The organism is uncultured Photobacterium sp. (genome assembly GCF_947502415.1).
Classification (GTDB): domain Bacteria; phylum Pseudomonadota; class Gammaproteobacteria; order Enterobacterales; family Vibrionaceae; genus Photobacterium.
The window spans coordinates 12,799-29,613 of record NZ_CANMZV010000008.1; the positions used below are offsets into that span (position 1 = coordinate 12,799).

At 43.4% G+C, this 16,815-nt stretch carries 12 protein-coding genes; 10 read left to right on the forward strand and 2 right to left on the reverse strand.

What is annotated here, in order from left to right; all coding sequences use genetic code 11:
• The first annotated feature begins 214 nt into the window (after positions 1–214).
• Positions 215–1,420 carry a NupC/NupG family nucleoside CNT transporter gene (locus Q0852_RS10195; protein WP_299017919.1) on the forward strand — a complete coding sequence of 402 codons (1,206 nt, stop codon included), beginning with the start codon at positions 215–217 and terminating at the stop codon, positions 1,418–1,420.
• Positions 1,421–1,901: 481 nt separating this feature from the next.
• Positions 1,902–5,030 (forward strand): hypothetical protein, encoded by a 3,129-nt coding sequence (locus Q0852_RS10200; RefSeq protein WP_299017920.1) that lies wholly within the window; start codon positions 1,902–1,904, stop codon positions 5,028–5,030.
• A 100-nt stretch (positions 5,031–5,130) separates the two neighbouring features.
• On the opposite strand, the gene Q0852_RS10205 is transcribed toward Q0852_RS10200, so the two are convergent.
• The gene (locus Q0852_RS10205) at positions 5,131–6,498 is read right to left on the reverse strand and encodes an MATE family efflux transporter (protein WP_299017921.1); all 1,368 of its coding nucleotides are present in this window, start codon (positions 6,496–6,498) and stop codon (positions 5,131–5,133) included.
• A gap of 142 nt (positions 6,499–6,640) precedes the next feature.
• Between Q0852_RS10205 and Q0852_RS10210 the strand changes: the two genes are divergently transcribed.
• The 5 genes from Q0852_RS10210 (at position 6,641) to Q0852_RS10230 (ending at position 11,940) form a co-directional block, all read left to right on the forward strand.
• Positions 6,641–7,513, forward strand: a complete 873-nt coding sequence (locus Q0852_RS10210) for a LysR family transcriptional regulator (protein ID WP_299017922.1) — start codon at positions 6,641–6,643, stop codon at positions 7,511–7,513.
• 109 nt (positions 7,514–7,622) lie between these two features.
• Positions 7,623–9,560 carry an alkaline phosphatase family protein gene (locus tag Q0852_RS10215; protein WP_299017923.1) on the forward strand — a complete coding sequence of 646 codons (1,938 nt, stop codon included), beginning with the start codon at positions 7,623–7,625 and terminating at the stop codon, positions 9,558–9,560.
• A gap of 95 nt (positions 9,561–9,655) precedes the next feature.
• Positions 9,656–10,033, forward strand: coding sequence for an STAS/SEC14 domain-containing protein (locus tag Q0852_RS10220; RefSeq protein WP_299017924.1), 378 nt, complete (start codon positions 9,656–9,658; stop codon positions 10,031–10,033).
• 247 nt (positions 10,034–10,280) lie between these two features.
• Complete coding sequence (locus tag Q0852_RS10225) at positions 10,281–10,931, forward strand: outer membrane beta-barrel protein (RefSeq protein ID WP_299017925.1); 651 nt, start codon at positions 10,281–10,283, stop codon at positions 10,929–10,931.
• A gap of 127 nt (positions 10,932–11,058) precedes the next feature.
• On the forward strand, positions 11,059–11,940 hold the full coding sequence (locus Q0852_RS10230) for a 6-carboxytetrahydropterin synthase (RefSeq protein WP_299017926.1): 882 nt from the start codon (positions 11,059–11,061) through the stop codon (positions 11,938–11,940).
• Positions 11,941–11,996: 56 nt separating this feature from the next.
• Here Q0852_RS10230 and Q0852_RS10235 read toward each other — a convergent pair whose 3' ends face one another.
• Positions 11,997–12,500 (reverse strand): DUF3016 domain-containing protein, encoded by a 504-nt coding sequence (locus Q0852_RS10235; RefSeq protein ID WP_299017927.1) that lies wholly within the window; start codon positions 12,498–12,500, stop codon positions 11,997–11,999.
• 402 nt (positions 12,501–12,902) lie between these two features.
• On the opposite strand from Q0852_RS10235, the gene Q0852_RS10240 reads away from it, so the two are divergent.
• From Q0852_RS10240 to Q0852_RS10250, 3 genes are all read left to right on the forward strand, one after another.
• On the forward strand, positions 12,903–13,637 hold the full coding sequence (locus Q0852_RS10240; protein ID WP_299017928.1) for an IclR family transcriptional regulator: 735 nt from the start codon (positions 12,903–12,905) through the stop codon (positions 13,635–13,637).
• 19 nt (positions 13,638–13,656) lie between these two features.
• Positions 13,657–14,634, forward strand: coding sequence for an arginase family protein (locus tag Q0852_RS10245; protein ID WP_299017929.1), 978 nt, complete (start codon positions 13,657–13,659; stop codon positions 14,632–14,634).
• Between the two features lie 506 nt (positions 14,635–15,140).
• Positions 15,141–16,808, forward strand: a complete 1,668-nt coding sequence (locus Q0852_RS10250; RefSeq protein ID WP_299017930.1) for a ShlB/FhaC/HecB family hemolysin secretion/activation protein — start codon at positions 15,141–15,143, stop codon at positions 16,806–16,808.
• Positions 16,809–16,815 lie beyond the last annotated feature (7 nt).

Below are 16,815 nucleotides of genomic sequence, written 5' to 3' on the forward strand. Positions count from 1 at the left end.
TCACATGGTGTTTTTCGCGATGGCTAAAATATCTTTTCTATACGGCAATAATGGAAGAGTTAATCATATTAAAGCATTTAAAATCAGCTTGTTGTATTGGCGAGCGTGATGCTGTGTTTATTTGATTACATCTGTGTAACCAGTTGGTGTTGAATGAAACTTTTTCTAGCCTAGAATGCGCGCTTCTACATTATTTGGCTGTAAAGGTTCATTCATGACGTCGTTGTTAGGTATCGCAACAATCTTGTTTTTTGCATGGCTATTGTCGACAGATCGCCGCAATATTCCTCTTAAAACTGTATCTCTGGCTTTTGCTTTACAGGTTATTTTTGCCTTGTTAGTGCTCTACGTTCCGGCAGGTAAAGAAGCACTGAACGCCGTGACAGGTACAGTATCGAGCGTGATAAATTATGGGCAGGAAGGGATTTCATTCTTGTTCGGCGGGTTGGCGACAGGTAGCGTCGGTTTTGTGTTTGCCATTAATGTTCTTGGTATCATTATCTTCTTCTCGGCGCTGATATCTGGTCTATACCATATTGGCCTGATGCCGAAAGTGATTAATTTGATTGGTGGGGCGCTGCAAAAGTTACTGGGTACGGGGCGTGCTGAATCTTTGTCGGCTACCGCGAATATTTTTGTCGGTATGATTGAAGCGCCACTGGTGGTGAAACCGTACCTGAAGAATATGAGCGATTCACAGTTCTTTGCGGTGATGACTTGTGGCTTGGCTTCAGTGGCTGGTGGTACGTTGGTGGGCTATGCTTCATTGGGCGTTGAGCTGAATTTCTTGATTGCGGCGGCGTTTATGTCTGCACCTGCCGGCCTTTTGATGGCTAAGATTTTGTTTCCGCCAAGTGAACAAAGTCACCAGGAAGATGAAATTACGTCGGTAGATCTGCCTCGAGCTGCAAACGTTGTTGAGGCTCTGGCTGATGGCGCAATGTCTGGCCTGCGTATTGCTGTTGCTATTGGTGCGACGTTGTTGGCTTTTGTAAGTGTTATTGCCCTTTTAAACGGTATCCTGGGCTCAGTGGGCGAAATGGTTGGTATGCCGCTGAGCTTTGAGTTGATCCTTGGTTATGTTTTTGCCCCTGTTGCCTGGTTGGTTGGTGTGCCATGGAACGAAGCGGTAACTGCTGGCTCATTGATTGGTAATAAAGTTGTCGTAAACGAATTTGTGGCCTTTATTCAGTTGATGGAAGTGAAAGATCAGCTAAGTGCACACTCAGTAGCTGTAGTAACTTTCGCATTGTGTGGTTTTGCAAATATTTCCACGATGGCTATTTTGATTGGTGGTCTGGGTAGCCTGGTTCCAGAGCGTCGTACCTTCATCTCACAAAACGGCTTTCGAGCAATTGCGGCTGGCGTATTGGCTAACCTGATGAGCGCAGCTATCGCAAGTGTGATTTTGTCAATTTAAAAAACAATAATATTCATTCCGCTTTTAAGGAGCCCATTAGGGCTCCTTTTTTTATTTCTAATTTTGATGAATAAGAGTAGAAATATTTATTAACTTAAATAGGCCTACTCACTAAGTGGTATTAATAAGGGGTATCTAAAATGCGCATTTAATATTATGAGGTATATACAATGTAAAGTTTGGCATATTTAATTAGTTTCATGTAATTGAATATTGTTTCTATATCTGTAGCAATATATTTCCGTTTTATGGAAGATAAGGTTGCTATTCCATTGCGTCTCCAAATAAATCAATGACTTACTCGCCATGATTTATACTTTTATCACATGTGTTATGAAAAGTTATGTCTTCATGTGATAAAATGTGTTGATAGTGGGCGTCTGTGGAGCGTATAATCGCCAGCCTAAAAAATGCCGTTCAAAACCGTTGCTTTTTATTTTCTTTATTTATAACTATTTATAATGATTAGGCTGTTGTAATTATGCGAAATATTTATTCTGTATTACTTGTCAGCGGAATGCTGGCGATTTCTGGCTGTGGGGGCGGAGGCGGCGGTTCTTCATCTTCTTCCGGAACTGTTGCGCAAAAACCTCGTCCAGGTAAGGCATTTCGTTCACCATTAATGGCTCAGAATGTTAATACAACTTATTCCGAGTCGGGCACATATCACCCTATTGTTAATAACCAGTTTGGTCAGCTGACTTTTCGTCTGGCTGATGGTGAGCCAACAGATGTTGTTTCTGTCGATAAATATACAGGCAGCCTAACAATTCTGAATCCAGGTGATGTTCGCATCTATGTTGAAGATAACAGCTCTGTTTATAAGACATCATCAGATACATTCACTGTTCATATTGAAAAGTCACCAAACTTCGAGCTTTCAGCTTCTCAACTAACGATTTCGACGCTGGAAACTGAAGCGAAGTATCTCGATGTGCGCGGTAAGCAAGGTACCCTTATTTACGATGTATCGTCAGACAGTGCTCATCTTATTGACGTTGATCATTATACCGGTGCGATTACGCCTCGAGGCATAGATGGTTGGGCGACGGTTATTATCTCAGACAGTGGAAACCGTCGTTATGAATCGAAAACGTATAAGGCGACGGTGAGAATAAAAACGGTTAATCCGGGTTCGTTGGAATATGGAAAGATCTCGCGGCCATACTCTGAAGGTTTGACTATAACACCTCAAAAGGTCAGTGGTGGAGATGAAGGTATATTCAACTACTACTTGTCTGAGTATCATCAAGATAGTGATGTTTTAACGATTGATTCTCGTACTGGCCAAATGGATGTCAAGAAAACGGGTACAGTAGTCATTAAAGTTGTCAATAAGCTTGACGAAAGCTATGAGCAAGATTCACGTATAGCTTACTTTCAAGTTGATATTACTAAGGGGCCGCGTCCGAAGCTTACGGTGAACGATGCAAGTTTTCCCTATTCTCCGGATCATGTAATTAAGCCTGCGGCGAATAATGCAAAAGGTCAGGTTACTTATCGTGTTGAGTCCGATGATGATGCGATTGTTATTGATTCAAATACTCGTTTGCCAAAAATTGTTGGGGTAGGTACAACGACTCTGGTAGCGACTGATAACAGTGACACAAACTATGAGCCATCAACAGATCGTTTTGACTATATCGTCAATGAAGCCGCTCACCCTGGGTTGGCAAATAAAACGATTACATATGTATTTACAGAGGATGCGCAACAGCGCCAGTTGACCCCACATTTTGAAGGGCAGAAAGGCCAGCTAACGTTCTCTGGGCCAACAAATGTTGTATCAAACAAGCCTGGTAAATTGTTTATTGAGCATGCGGGTACGACAAAGCTAACAGCAAAAGATGATGGTGGGCAGAATTACCTTTCAGCTGAAGCTGAACTGACGGTTACGATCGAGAAAGCGCCTCATCCAGCTTTACAATTGAACGGTATCAACCGTACATATGAATCGAACCTATGCATCAATTTGAGTGAAGCGGCAATTAACGGAAATAAAGGGTCACTAAGCATTTCACTACGAGCCGGTGAAGATAACTCTGTTGTTACTTATGATGCTGAAAACAAGTGTTTCAAAGCTCATAAACAAGGAACCGCGGTATTTGATGTGGTTAGCTTAGCAAGCCAAGACTACAAAGAGTCTGCCCCACAAGCTTTAACTGTTGTTATTAATCCGGCAGATTCCGCTATTTCTGTAGATGAAGGTATTACAGCGGTTTATTCAAAAGGGCAGAAGTTAAAATCACCGGATGTTGTTGGTAAAAAAGGGACTTTAGCTTATGAAATCGCGTCATTTGCTAAAAAAGATGTTGTCGACATTAACCCGAATACAGGTGAGTTGACGTTACTGAATGTAGGTTCTACAGCGATTAAGGTTACTGATTCTGGCGCTAATGGCTTTAATCAAGCGACAACCACTTTTACTGTTGATGTCACAAAAGCAGAACTCCCGGCAGATCTTATTTCTGTAACTCTACCTGAAATGACTTTTGAAGCGGGTAAGCATTTTTTCCCGGAGGTTGAAGGTAATGATGATGGTGAGTTTAAGCTAGGATATTACACTCCAGAGTATTATGGTCCGGCTAGGGCTGTTAATCAGACTATTGGAGATATGGAGATTCGTTCTGCCGGCAAATATGAAGTGAGAGTAACGGTATGGGAGAGTCGTAACTACAATACAGGGCGTTTTTCTGTTTGGGGTACTATAAATAGAGCTCCTCACCCGGGTATTTCTGCGGGTTCACAGTCTATCGATTATGTACCGTTGAAAGAAGTAACTCTAGAAGAATTGCCTAAAACGCATGGCGTACGTAATTACTCGATGACTAACACCACTTTCAAAGAGGATGATACTTACAAAGCAGCATCAATTGATGAGAATAATGGCTTGGTTGTTTTAGGTGATTTTCATCCTCTGGGGAAGAGTATTAAATATGATATCAATATAACCGAGACGGAAAGTAAGAACTTTTTAGCGTTGACGGAGACTCCTGAAGCTGAAAAAGAGTTGATTATTAATCCGCCGAAACCTGGAACATCAGATTTAGATTTTACGCTGAAACCTTTGTTCACAATTTTCACTAGCGGTGTCAATGGGAACTCGAAGTATAAAAACCTTGAAGGAACGAGTATTCATTTTGCGGGTATTAGATCCGTGTTTCAGCCGACTTCAGAGCAGTTACGTACTTGGGGGGAAGGTGTAACGTTAGTGTTGAATGTGAAAAAATCTGATTCGGATAGGGTAAGTAATAGCGTTAAAGTGTATGTTCAACGCTATGTTGGTTGCCAGGATGAGGTTAATCTTACGGTTGATCTGGAGCACAACCCGAAAGATATGACTCCTCGGAAAATGGATTACACCGGTAGCTGTTATGGATCTTATACCAATCAAATTCTGACGTTTAGAGTAATTGATCGTGAAAGCCTTGGTGAAGGGGACTGGGAATTGGTAACACCATTTGTCGTTTACCGTAAATCAGTCAAATTATTTTCCGCTAACAATAATGGAGGTATGCATTTGGAGCCTAGTGAAGGGCGGCCTCCATACGGTGATGAGCCAACGCATTTAATTGAGTGGAACCGGGTGGACTTGAAGTTTACTAATTAAAGTATTCACAGCGATTCGAAATTGAAAATCCCTGGATCATATTGGTCAGGGATTTTATTTATGTATCTGTTTTTGTGAATAAAAACTAGCACTGCGTTTTTCAGTGACTTTTTACGAGTGCCATCGGTTTGGCTGTTTGACTTTGAATATCACTCCAGACCATCGGTGCGACAAACAGGAATAGCAAGATATTTGACAGCGGTACTGACAACCATATTCCGTCAACACCAATCCATTGTGGTAACAGGTACAGAAATGGTAGCTGCACCAGCATATTTCCGGCAGAAATAGCCAGCGCTTTGCCTCCCTGATTTACTGCCATGAAATAAACTGACGACAGGGCAATAAAGCCATCAAGGAACATCGAAAACAGATGCAGACGAAGGCCATTTTCGGTTTCAGCTGCCAGCTGTGGGTCATCGTTGCTGAACATACTGATTAGGCTCTCAGGGTATAGATTGAGGAAAATTACCGCCGCGATACCTGAAATAACAACGACTTTTATTGCTAATAATACGGTTGCCCTGATTTTGTCCCTTTGCCTTGCACCAAAGTAGTAACTCACCGGAGGCTGCATACCACTGGCGATGCCTTCTGACAGTAGATAGTACATAGTCATTAGGTAGCCGACGATGGCAAATGCCCCAACATGCACCGGGCTACCGTAAGTCATAAACAGTTTATTATGCAGGGCGATAATAAAACTGAAGTAGCTGTACATGAAAAAACTGGACGTGCCAAGCCCGATAGTTCTTGCCGCCAGCGCCGGGCTAAATGTCGGCTTTCCCAAGCTTAGTCTTAGCTCCGATCGTGCTGAAAAAAAATACCCGACAGCAATGACAGTGATAACACTCTGTGAGATCACGGTTGCAATCGCGGCTCCTTTCAGTCCCATATCCATATGGGCGATAAACAGATAGTCAAGCACGATGTTGATAATCGCTCCGAGCATCAGTAGCGCAGTTGAATAATTTGGGCTGTTGTCATTTCTGATCAGCATTGGTAATGCGCCGGCTGCGATAGTGAAAACGGCTCCCCAGGTGAAGACCCCGATGTATGCCGAGCCCATTTCAAGCGTAGTGCCGATAGCTCCTTGAGCAATCAAGAGTGTCGGAGCTAACATCGCTAAAAATACCATTACCAATAGTCCGGCTAGGACGATAATGCCAAGCCCGCTAGACAGTGTTTGCTGGGCTTTGTGGTTATTACCTTCCCCACGGTAGATGGAAATAAGGCTGCCTGATCCCATACCGACTAACAGGCCAAGTCCGGAGATAATTCCGATCACTGGCCAGGCCATGTTAATACCGGCAAGTCCCTCAAAGCCGATATAGTGGCCCACAAAAATCCCATCGATCACCTGATACAGGCCATTGACAAGCATGGCTGCGACAGAGGGGATGGCATAGCGCCAAAATGTGCGGCTTATGCTGTTGCTGTCATTCAACTCTTTTAATGTATCTGGCATCTGTTTTCTCGATTATTTGTTTCTCTAGTAGCGTGAATTATCCGTATTAGGCGGATTGATAAAAGTTAATATCTATCCGCTTTTCGGATAGATAAAATAAGGTGAAAGAAAAGTAGGTGAAGAAATTTGATAGGGAGACACAATGAATTGGACATTGGATCAGCTTGAAGGCTTTGTGATGGCGGTGAAGCAGGGGTCTTTCTCGGCGGCTGCGAGAAAACTCGGTAAGGCTCAGTCACGGGTGAGTACGGCTATTACTAATCTTGAAGCTGATCTCGGATTTGAGCTGTTTGATCGCAGTGCTCGTTTGCCTGTCCTTACGCAGGAAGGTGAAGACATGTTTGTTGAAGCTCAGGCTGTGTTGGCTCAATGCCAGCGACTGCAGTCCCGGGCGATGACAGTTTCGAACGGTGAAGAATTGTCGCTCACGGTTGCTATGGATGAAGCGGTGCCCATTGCGCCATTTGAGCGTCTATACCTGCAAATAGCACAGCGTTTTCCGTCACTTAAATTAACCATTATTAATGGCTCGCAGGCTGATATTGCCCAGTGGGTTGCCGAGAAAAAAGCTGACATTGGTGTTTTGTTTAATTTAAGGCAATTGCCTGACGCGCTTGACTTTATGTCGATTGGTCAGTTCCGGCACTCTTTGATTGTTTCCCGCCAGCATCCGCTTGCAGCCATTGCTGCGCCGACAATTAGTGACCTTAATAACCATCGCCAGTTGGTGATAAGGGATCGGATGGGGGGACATTTGGCTAATCCTATTTCATCAAATTACTGGCATATCGACAGTTACTATTTGATTTCGTCAATGGTGATGCAAGGTGTCGGCTGGGCGTTGGTACCGGAGCATGTTGCTAAAGAAGACTGGTATGCGAGTGAGTTAGTTGAGCTGTCGACAGAGCATATATCAGAACCGCTGATGGTTGAAATGGGCGTCGTTCAGCGTCGGGATAAAGGTCGGGGACAGGTTATGAGTTGGTTATATGATGAGCTGAGCAAAATGTTCTGAATCCCTTTACTCTATGCATAACTTTACGTTTTGCAGACATTTTTCTGTATGAAATCAGAGTATGATAACCAAAGTGCGAATGAGTAAGGAAGGGAGGAAAGAGCAAATTATGCCTGCTCAAGAAAAGACATCTACCGTTAATTTGCCGTTGGTTTTGGCTGGGCCCATTTTACGCAAATGTACCGTGAGTGAGCTGTCGGTTTGGCTCGTAACTTCAGAACCACTTGATGCCTCGTTTTCTCTGTACCTTCCCGGAGAAACTAAGGCCTTTTATTCGCACCCTATTTCATCGGAACACCAGCTTCAGGTCGGGCGAACTGCATGGGTGGTGATGGCTAACCTGAAAGGGGATTTCCCCGTCGATACGGTGCTGGAATATGAACTTTTCACTCAGCATGGCTCCCTCTCAGATCTCGTCCCTTTCTTGTTATATGCTGGTGAAAATCGTCTGTCTTTTTGCATTCGCACCCAGGCGAGCTATGTGATGCATGGTTCTTGTCGAAACCCGCATTATCCGAGCCAAGACAGCCTGGTAGCGGCAGATAGCAAAGTTGCTTCGCTGGCGGTGGGCGAGCGTCCATCGTTGCTAATGATGAGCGGGGATCAGATCTATGCCGATCATGTCGCAGGCCCGATGCTTGATGTGATCCAGCAAGTGATTCATTTACTCGGCTTGCCTGATGAAAACTTTGCCCAAGGGCCAGTGGCGAATACTCAATCACTGTATCTGCACGGTTATAATTTTTATGGCCGTGATCAGATCCTGCCACATTATGTTGATTCTGGTAACTGGTTGTCTGATAGTGGGGTGGGCGCATGGTTGCCGCATCGTGGTCGTCCTGTTTTCAGTTCGCGTGAAAGCGAAAATCACCTGATGAGTTTTAGTGAGTTCTTTGCCATGTATTTGTTGGTGTGGTCACCACAGCTATGGCACTTTGTCGATAGTGAGAGGTTGAAGAAACAGGGCTTTCAGTGTGGGCAACGGGTACTTGAACCTAAGTGGCAGGAGCGTTGGTACGAAGAAAAGCAGCATATTGATGAATTTGTTGTCGGTTTGCCACAAGTTCAACGCTTAATGGCGCATATTCCAACCTATATGATTTTTGATGACCACGATGTTACAGATGACTGGAATCTGACGATTGGTTGGGAAAAGGCTGCTTACGGCAATTTATTATCGCGCCGAATTATCGGTAACGGTTTGATCAGCTATTGGTTGTGCCAAGGATGGGGGAATGCGCCTGAACACTTTGATTTAACGTTCTGGTCTTATGCTAAAACTTTTTTTACCGATCCTTGTAATGCTCATCAGGATCAGTTTATTGATTATCTCTATCGCTTTGAGAAGTGGCATTACGCGATAGAGACAACCCCTAAAATGTTGGTGCTGGATACCCGAACCCGACGTTGGCGATCAGAGTCAAAAATGAATAAGCCATCAGGTCTGATGGACTGGGAGGCTCTAACAGAGTTGCAGCAATCTTTGCTGAATGAACCTGCGGTGATACTGGTTTCGGCGGCACCGATGTTCGGGGTGAAATTTATTGAGATGTTGCAACGGGGGATGACTTGGTTAGGACTGCCTTTGTTAATCGATGCCGAGAATTGGATGGCGCATCCGGGGGCGGCGAATACTCTGCTGAGTATTTTTACCCATACTAAAACCCCAACAAATTTTGTGATCTTGTCTGGCGATGTTCATTACTCTTTTGCTTATGACGTTAAGTTGCGCTTTCGCCGTAGTAGTCCGAATATCTACCAAATTACTTCTAGTGGTATAAAAAATGAGTTTCCGAATGCCTTGCTTCGGGTTTGTGATTTTATGGACCGGGCTTTATATAGTCCCCATTCGCCGTTGAACTGGTTTACCAAACGTAAGCGCATGAAGATTAAAAAGCGGGATCCAGATACTCCGGGTAGCCATCGGTTGGTAAATCGAAGTGCGATTGGTGAATTGCGATTGGATAGTAATGGCAGGCCAACTGACATTGCTATTCTGACCGCTGATGGTAAGCGAGTTGTGTTTCCCAAGATAACGTCGAATTAGCTATCAACGGCTAAACTATATTGATACCAAAGAAGGATTTATCAGGAAATTCGACTCGGAAATTGTTAGGTGCTAACAAGCTCTGAGGAGGTGTTATGAATTACTTACATGGCATATCGATGGATGTGGAACGGTTGGATGAACGTATCTTTATGGAGTTTAAGGCTATTGGTACCCTTACTCATTCTGACTATAAAAAAATCACACCGCAGATAGATGAGGCTTTGATCGGAATAAACAACCCTATTGTGAATGCGTATGTCGATAGTACTGAGTTTGAAGGTTGGCAGTTACAAGCGGCATGGGATGATTTGCTGTTGGGTATGAAACACGGGAAAAAGTTCAACAAGGTTGCTGTTTACGGAAATGGTGAGTGGGATGATCTTATCTCCAGGGTTGGCACCTGGTTTGTCTCCGGTGAGGTGAAGTGCTTTGAAGAGCCTCTGGATGCCTTGAGCTGGCTTCGGGAATAAATGCCCGACTGATGTTATAGCAGTGTGGTTGATATGGTTGTGTGATTGATATGGTTGTGTGATTGATATGGTTGTGTGATTGATATAACGGCGTGCTCGATGTTATAGCTGCATGAGTATGGCATTGAAATAGTTGATGAATTACTATGAGTATGTTTTTCACAATAATATATCGATGATGATTGGCTCATGCCTGTCGTACTTTTAGCTTCGGAATAAGAACGGAATCGCAGTTATAAAGGTGATCATGGACAGATTAAAAACGGCTGTAGCCTTACTTGTTGCATTACTGCCTGTTATGGTTGTGGCTGAGACAGAAGAACAGCCAATATCGCCATTACAGTATTTTGTCGGCGTAAAAGGCGGGGTTAGCAAAATCGGCAACTCGAACCGAGTTGTGCAAAACGGTGGTGAGAAACTTGAGACAAAATCGTCAGATTTTGAAGGCTTTGCCGGTATGGACCTCGGTATTTACACTCCAGGTGGTAGGAGCCGTGTTTATTATAGCTTTGAGCAACACCGTTCTGAGAGTAAGTATTCAAATACATTAGATTTTGAAACTATTGCCAATATGCATCTGCTAAGTGCTGATTATCTTTTTCGGCAACAAAGTTCGTTAAATCCGTTTGTGGGTTTGCATTTCGGTTACGCATCGGTTGAGCCTGAATTAGGCAGTTCCGGTCAATTTGATGAGAGTGGATTGGTGTTCGGCTTGCAAGCGGGTATCAGCTGGACTGTGTTAGACACGTTCGGTTTAGAGTTTGGTGTTCGTCATTCGTTGTTACCTTCTGATATTAAAAGCGGAACGAGTGTTGAGAATAACGGAAATTCAGTGACGGTTGAGTCTCAGCAAAAAGGGGTTACATCGTTATATGCTGGAGCCAGTTATCGTTTCTAGGCTTTAATATCCCCCGTATCGTCTTGGCTGCCAGGTGGTTGATGGCAAGCATCGGTTTACTACCGGCTTCAGCTGCGTATAATGCCCTGCTAGTTTAACGACAACCATTATCAGTAAGGACTTCAGTTTGAAGCTATTTGTCAGAGATCTTACCGTCATCGATGCCTCTTACCTGTGTGAAAAACGAGGTATGGTTGGCGAAAGTTGGATCCTCGATGTGGTGATGTCGGGTGAGCTGAATGAAATGAGCATGGTGCTTGATTTTAGTCGGGTCAAAAAGCAAATCAAACAGCTGGTGGATGAGTATGTCGATCACCGCCTGATTGTGCCGACTCAGAATTCCCGTATTCACGTTGCTGAAAGCAAGCCAGGTTATGCAACAGTTGATTTGTTGCGTGAAGGGAAGAGCATCCACCTGAACTGCCCTGAGCAGGCATATTGTTATATTGATGATGACGCAGTAACGATTGAATCAGTTACTCAGCATTTGCACAAGGTTCTGGAAGGTAAGCTGCCGGAGAATGTTCAGGGGCTGGAGCTGAAGCTGCGTCATGAAAAGATTGACGGTGCTTTTTATCACTATAGCCATGGTCTGAAAAAACACGATGGTAACTGTCAGCGTATTGCTCACGGTCATCGTTCGCCTGTTGAGTTGATTGTTGATGGTCAGCGAGATACCGAACTGGAGCTTCAGTGGGCTGAGCGCTGGCAAGATATTTACTTGGGCAGCAGCGAAGATGTTGTAGCTCTGCCGGAGTTGGGGCTGAGTGAACATGCGGCTGTTGCATCTGATACAACTCACTATGGCTTTCGTTATACCGCACCACAGGGTGAGTTTGAGCTGGCAATTGCGCGCGCTGAAACTGAAATCCTTAATACCGATACGACAGTTGAGCTTCTGGCCCAATATATTGGTGAGCAGGTGAGTCCGACGGTTAAGGGCAAGTCCCTTGATGTTGTTGCCTACGAAGGTGTAGGCAAAGGCGCAATGGCTTCTGTCGTCTTTTGATAGAATAATAAGAGCCCTCAGCTGTGAGGGCTCTTTGTCTGTTTAATCTACCCTTTTTACTTCCTTAGTGTTTTTCTCGCCCAGTCGTGGATCAGTTGTTTCTCGTAAACCAGTGCCCTGCTACCGCTTCCTCCAAGGACACTCGATTGGTAGTTCAGATCCGTTAATCTCACGCTATCAGATTTGAGTGCTTTCCCATCCTGTTTGATTTGATAATTAAAGCTGATTGCCGGTGGAGTAATACTGGTCAACACGCGTATCTCTTGTCCTGTATTTGAGCTGTGGCGGGTATCTCCGGCCAGATCAAGGTTTGTTACTTGAATACGCAAGGTTTGTTCTGGCTTGAGGTAAACTCTGGCCATTTCACTGAAATGTTCGCTAAGCCGCTGAAATAGGTTGGACTGGAAACGTTTTTGGCTCCCGCCTGTAGTGCGGATGTCGCGATAGTTTTCGGGGCTTACCCAGGTAACATAAGCTGGCGGGATATGGATAGTCTCGTCGGCCATGGCAGATAGGCTAAAGATGAAAAGGCCGGTACTAAGCCTGATAGGAATTTTCATGGATGAAGCCTCCAAAAGGTGCAAGGATTTATGCCTGTGTATTGGCAAGGTGTCACCTTGGTATAAAAGATTATTCCCACAGTTAAGTCTATCAAACGATCCACCCATTAGCATGAACGATACTGACCTGGATGCCATAAGAACTAACTTGTTTAAAAATAATAACTTACAGACGTGATAATTAATGTGTTGTCACAGCCTAAGGAAGGGAGGTGCTCGCTTGGCGCCTCCCTCCCTTTGTTTTAACTTGCCTATTATGGCGAAACCGGAATTTTATAAGCCATTATTCTTTCATTGTGGGAATCACTATTGCTAATTTCCATTACATTCTTACATTGTAGGAATCACGCTTGAGTCGCGCCAAGATATGAGCGTTAATGACTGGGTCAAGGGAAGTGGTTTATGACAAGCAAATACACACTCAATTCAAATGAAAAAATGTTGCAGGTGCTAATGCACATTGCATCATCGTCTGAGCCTTTATTGGCTCAGGAGATAATAGAACAGATAGGTATGCCGACCAGCAGTCTGTATCGGTATCTGGCGATATTAAAACAATGGAATCTGATAGAAGAAAACCATGGCCAGAAGTCCTATGGTGTTGGTCCTGCAGCATTGCAGCTGCTGCGTAATTTCCAGATGTTTTCTCCGTTGTCTGATGGGGTTCATCCGGTTTTGAAAAGGCTACAGCAACAGACAGGTGAAATGGCCGCATACATGGTACCCGTTGGTTTTAGGGCGTTGTGTGTGGCTCGTATCGACAGTCCCCACGCATTACGTTGTGCCTATGAACAGGGACAGAGCCAGCCATTGTTTCGCGGCGCTTCGTCGAAGGTGATGCTGGCTCATTTTCCCCAGCAGCGTCTGATGAGTACGTTGCACCATTTCGGGATTAACCAGGATGCTGATGTCGAACGATGGCTGGCGGAGCTTGCCAAAATAAAACAAGACGGTTACGCCATCAGTTCCTCTGAGTTTGATCCCGGGGTGGCTGGCGTTAGCGCACCGGTGTTTGCGGGGAATAAAGTTGTCGGTGCTGTTAGTGTTATGGCACCGGAAGAACGGGTACTCGAATGTAAAAACAGGATTGTTTTTGCGGTGTTACAGGCCGCAAGGTTATTACCTCCCGATCATTGATAAAAATAAGGGGCTTATTATGGTGCAGCATCTCAAGCGTTGGTTTCAGTTTCCGTTTGATGGCGAGCGAGCCTGCTGTCGAAAAGCCTCTTCGATGATCGTGCCGTATGCGGATCAGCGAGAGCGCGGTGCCGTATTATTGGGTATGGCCAGCGATCTCAGCATTGGGTTTAATCATGGTTGCTTTGGGGCTAAGGAAGGGCCCCATAGTATCCGCCGCATGATAACGGCAATGAAGCCATTATGTCCGCTTCCGTTTTATGATGCCGGAGTGATCGAAGAATCTGCCGTTGATTCCTTCGACGAAATGGTTGCAGGGCAGTATGAAAAGCTGAAGGCCGCTTTGCAGCTTGGTCATTTTCCTGTGATGCTTGGTGGCGGGCATGAGATTGCCATTGGCAGTTATAAAGCTCTGTCAGATACAGTGCATCAGGCTGCAAATGACTGGGAAGGTGTTGCGCAACTCCCGAATGCCTGTGCCTGCCGGGTCGGTATAATTAACTTTGATGCCTGTTTTGAGTTACGCCCGACTTTATTGCCACGCACTGGCTCGGCATTTCATACTGTTGCCAGCTATTGTCGGGATCGGCACCGTGAGTTTAACTATCTGGGATTGGGGATCTGTGATCATGTTAACTCTCAGGCTGCTTTCCATTATGCCAAATCACTTGGTGCAGAATGGCTGCTGGATCGTCAGATGACAATGAGAAACCGCAAGCAAATTCAGGTGACTATCGAAGCATTTTTGTCCCGTGTTGATCATATCCACTTGAGCATTGATCTGTCCGTGTTTTCTTCAGCGGTGGCTGAAGGGGTCAATATGTCGCGGGTGTACGGGGTGAGTTTGTCTGTAGTTGAGCTGGCACTAAAACAGATATTGACCAGTGGTAAAGTGCGTATACTCGATATAGCTGAATTGAGCCCAGAGTATGATTATCAAAACCAGACGGCTAAATTAGCAACAAAACTGATTCAACATTGTTTGAAGCACCTCTGATGCTTCGGATTATTTCCCTCCTACTTACTCATTAGTTCTTTAGTCATTTGACAATGAGGATCCCGATTTATTGGGATCCTTTTTTTAATGCGCATGATATTGGAAATGACGAATGCTGATGGAGGAGATAACTTACTATTTCAACTTGCGACAGAACCAGTTTGCCAGCATAATCGGCAGATGTATTCAGTATTGGTATAAGGTGTCTTGATTAGATCGTGAAGAAAAGCTATCAAGCGATGAAAAATGCTGGAGATATGCCGATTTGGAGTAAATATACACCAAAGCGTCGTAACAGTATTTGGGAATGGGTGTTTCTATATTCTAAATTAAAGATGTGGCAGAGCCTTTTATTGACTCTTTAGTATGAGCAACGGTAATCACGTTTGTGAAGAGGAATATGTTGATACGATTGTTATTCATTTTCTTTTTTAATGATTAAGCAATATTGTTACATTAGATGGGTTTTTATTTGCAAATATAACAGGTAATAGAAAAACAATCAGATGCTAAAAAAAATAATATATTTATTACTTTGCTTTAATAGCATTGCTTTTGCTAATTCTCTATCCGAGGGTCAACACTTTTCCCCAATTTCAGAATCAAGACGCGCACTACAAAAGAGTAGCCGAGATATTAATCAACTATCCGAACTCAGCCGACAGGAGCGTTTGAAAGAGAACAATAATCAAGAAAACGTTACACCTAAAGAAGTATTATTGCCTCAATCTGATATTTGTTTACCGGTTACAGGAGTTTATTTACAAGGTATTACTCTGCTTAAATCCGTGGACTTACTTGCTGTAAGTGCTTTGCCGGATGACTGTATTACAACAAATAGTCTAAATAAACTAGCGCGTGAATTGACGCAGTTATATATAGATAAAGGCTATATCACGACTCGCATTCAATTTGTGCAACCAAATGCTCATGGTGAGCTTGGTTTACATGTTGTCGAAGGCTTTATTGAGAAAATTGAAGGGGGAGACCAGTGGGTTAATCCAAAATTCATTTTCCCAGATATGACTAATAAGCCACTTAATTTGAGAGACTTAGATCAAGGGCTAGATCAAGCAAACCGATTACAATCAAACCATACCACTGTAGATATTTTACCTGGTAATCAAAGTGGTGGTTCTATTATTGTTTTGAATAATCAGCATGTTTCACCGTGGTTTATGACGACCAGTCTTGATAATTATGGACAAGAAAATACAGGGAAATGGTTAGGTCGAGCGACAGTATCATTTGATAGTCCTTTGGGAATATCTGATTTTATTAGCTTTAATGCAAATACGACATTAGAGCCATACTCAGAACGTTACAGCAAAGCATATACACTATTTTATTCTGTACCCTATGGTACTTTGACGTTAAGCAGTTTCTATAGTTATTCTAAATATTTAACTAAAGTACAATTGGTAACAAATAATGTTGTTTTAGACGGCAATACACAACAATATGGTTTTCGTGGTGACTATCTGTTTTATCGCGACCAAGATGATTTGCTGACCTTTAGTGGCCAACTTTCAAATAAACAAGTTAACAACTACTTCGAAAATTCATTAATTTTAGTCAGTAGTCCCCAACTCACTGTTTTAGAATTAAGTGCTAATCATTCACATATTTTTCCTATAAGTATATTGACCTCTGATTTTAGCCTTGAGAAAGGATTGTCTATTTTAGGGGCGAATTCGAAAAGCAATATTATCGACAATCAGTTTATAAAGTTCAAATTATCCTTCAATTATAATTACAGTTTTGAATTGTTTGATGAAACTTATAAGTTAAGTCATCAACTATTAACTCAATATAGTCCCAAAGCACTTCCCGGTGTTGAATGGTTAAGTTTAACTGAGCGTTCTGCCGTTCGAGGGTTTAGCCAATCAAATGTCTCTGGTGATAACGGTTGGTATCTTAGAAATACCATCTCTCGAAATTACTTTATTGCGGATGCTTTAGTTACGCCACGTATTGCAATGGATGGCGGACAAGTTTTCCCCCATGGCGCTACCCAACATAGAACTAGTGTTATAGGAGTTAGTACAGGTGCAACATTGCGTTATAAGAAAGTAACATTTGATCTTGATATAAGTCACGGTCAACTATTATTGGAACATCAAACAGGACACGAAGATGTAGCATTCCTTTTTAATAGTACCTATCAAATTTAACAATGGT

Coding starts and splice junctions, on each gene's coding strand:
- Q0852_RS10250 (WP_299017930.1), top strand. CDS start 15,141: ATGCTAAAAAAAATAATATATTTATTACTTTGCTTTAATAGCATTGCT.
- Q0852_RS10220 (WP_299017924.1), top strand. CDS start 9,656: ATGAATTACTTACATGGCATATCGATGGATGTGGAACGGTTGGATGAA.
- Q0852_RS10215 (WP_299017923.1), top strand. CDS start 7,623: ATGCCTGCTCAAGAAAAGACATCTACCGTTAATTTGCCGTTGGTTTTG.
- Q0852_RS10195 (WP_299017919.1), top strand. CDS start 215: ATGACGTCGTTGTTAGGTATCGCAACAATCTTGTTTTTTGCATGGCTA.
- Q0852_RS10205 (WP_299017921.1), bottom strand. CDS start 6,498: ATGCCAGATACATTAAAAGAGTTGAATGACAGCAACAGCATAAGCCGC.
- Q0852_RS10245 (WP_299017929.1), top strand. CDS start 13,657: ATGGTGCAGCATCTCAAGCGTTGGTTTCAGTTTCCGTTTGATGGCGAG.
- Q0852_RS10240 (WP_299017928.1), top strand. CDS start 12,903: ATGACAAGCAAATACACACTCAATTCAAATGAAAAAATGTTGCAGGTG.
- Q0852_RS10235 (WP_299017927.1), bottom strand. CDS start 12,500: ATGAAAATTCCTATCAGGCTTAGTACCGGCCTTTTCATCTTTAGCCTA.
- Q0852_RS10225 (WP_299017925.1), top strand. CDS start 10,281: ATGGACAGATTAAAAACGGCTGTAGCCTTACTTGTTGCATTACTGCCT.
- Q0852_RS10200 (WP_299017920.1), top strand. CDS start 1,902: ATGCGAAATATTTATTCTGTATTACTTGTCAGCGGAATGCTGGCGATT.
- Q0852_RS10210 (WP_299017922.1), top strand. CDS start 6,641: ATGAATTGGACATTGGATCAGCTTGAAGGCTTTGTGATGGCGGTGAAG.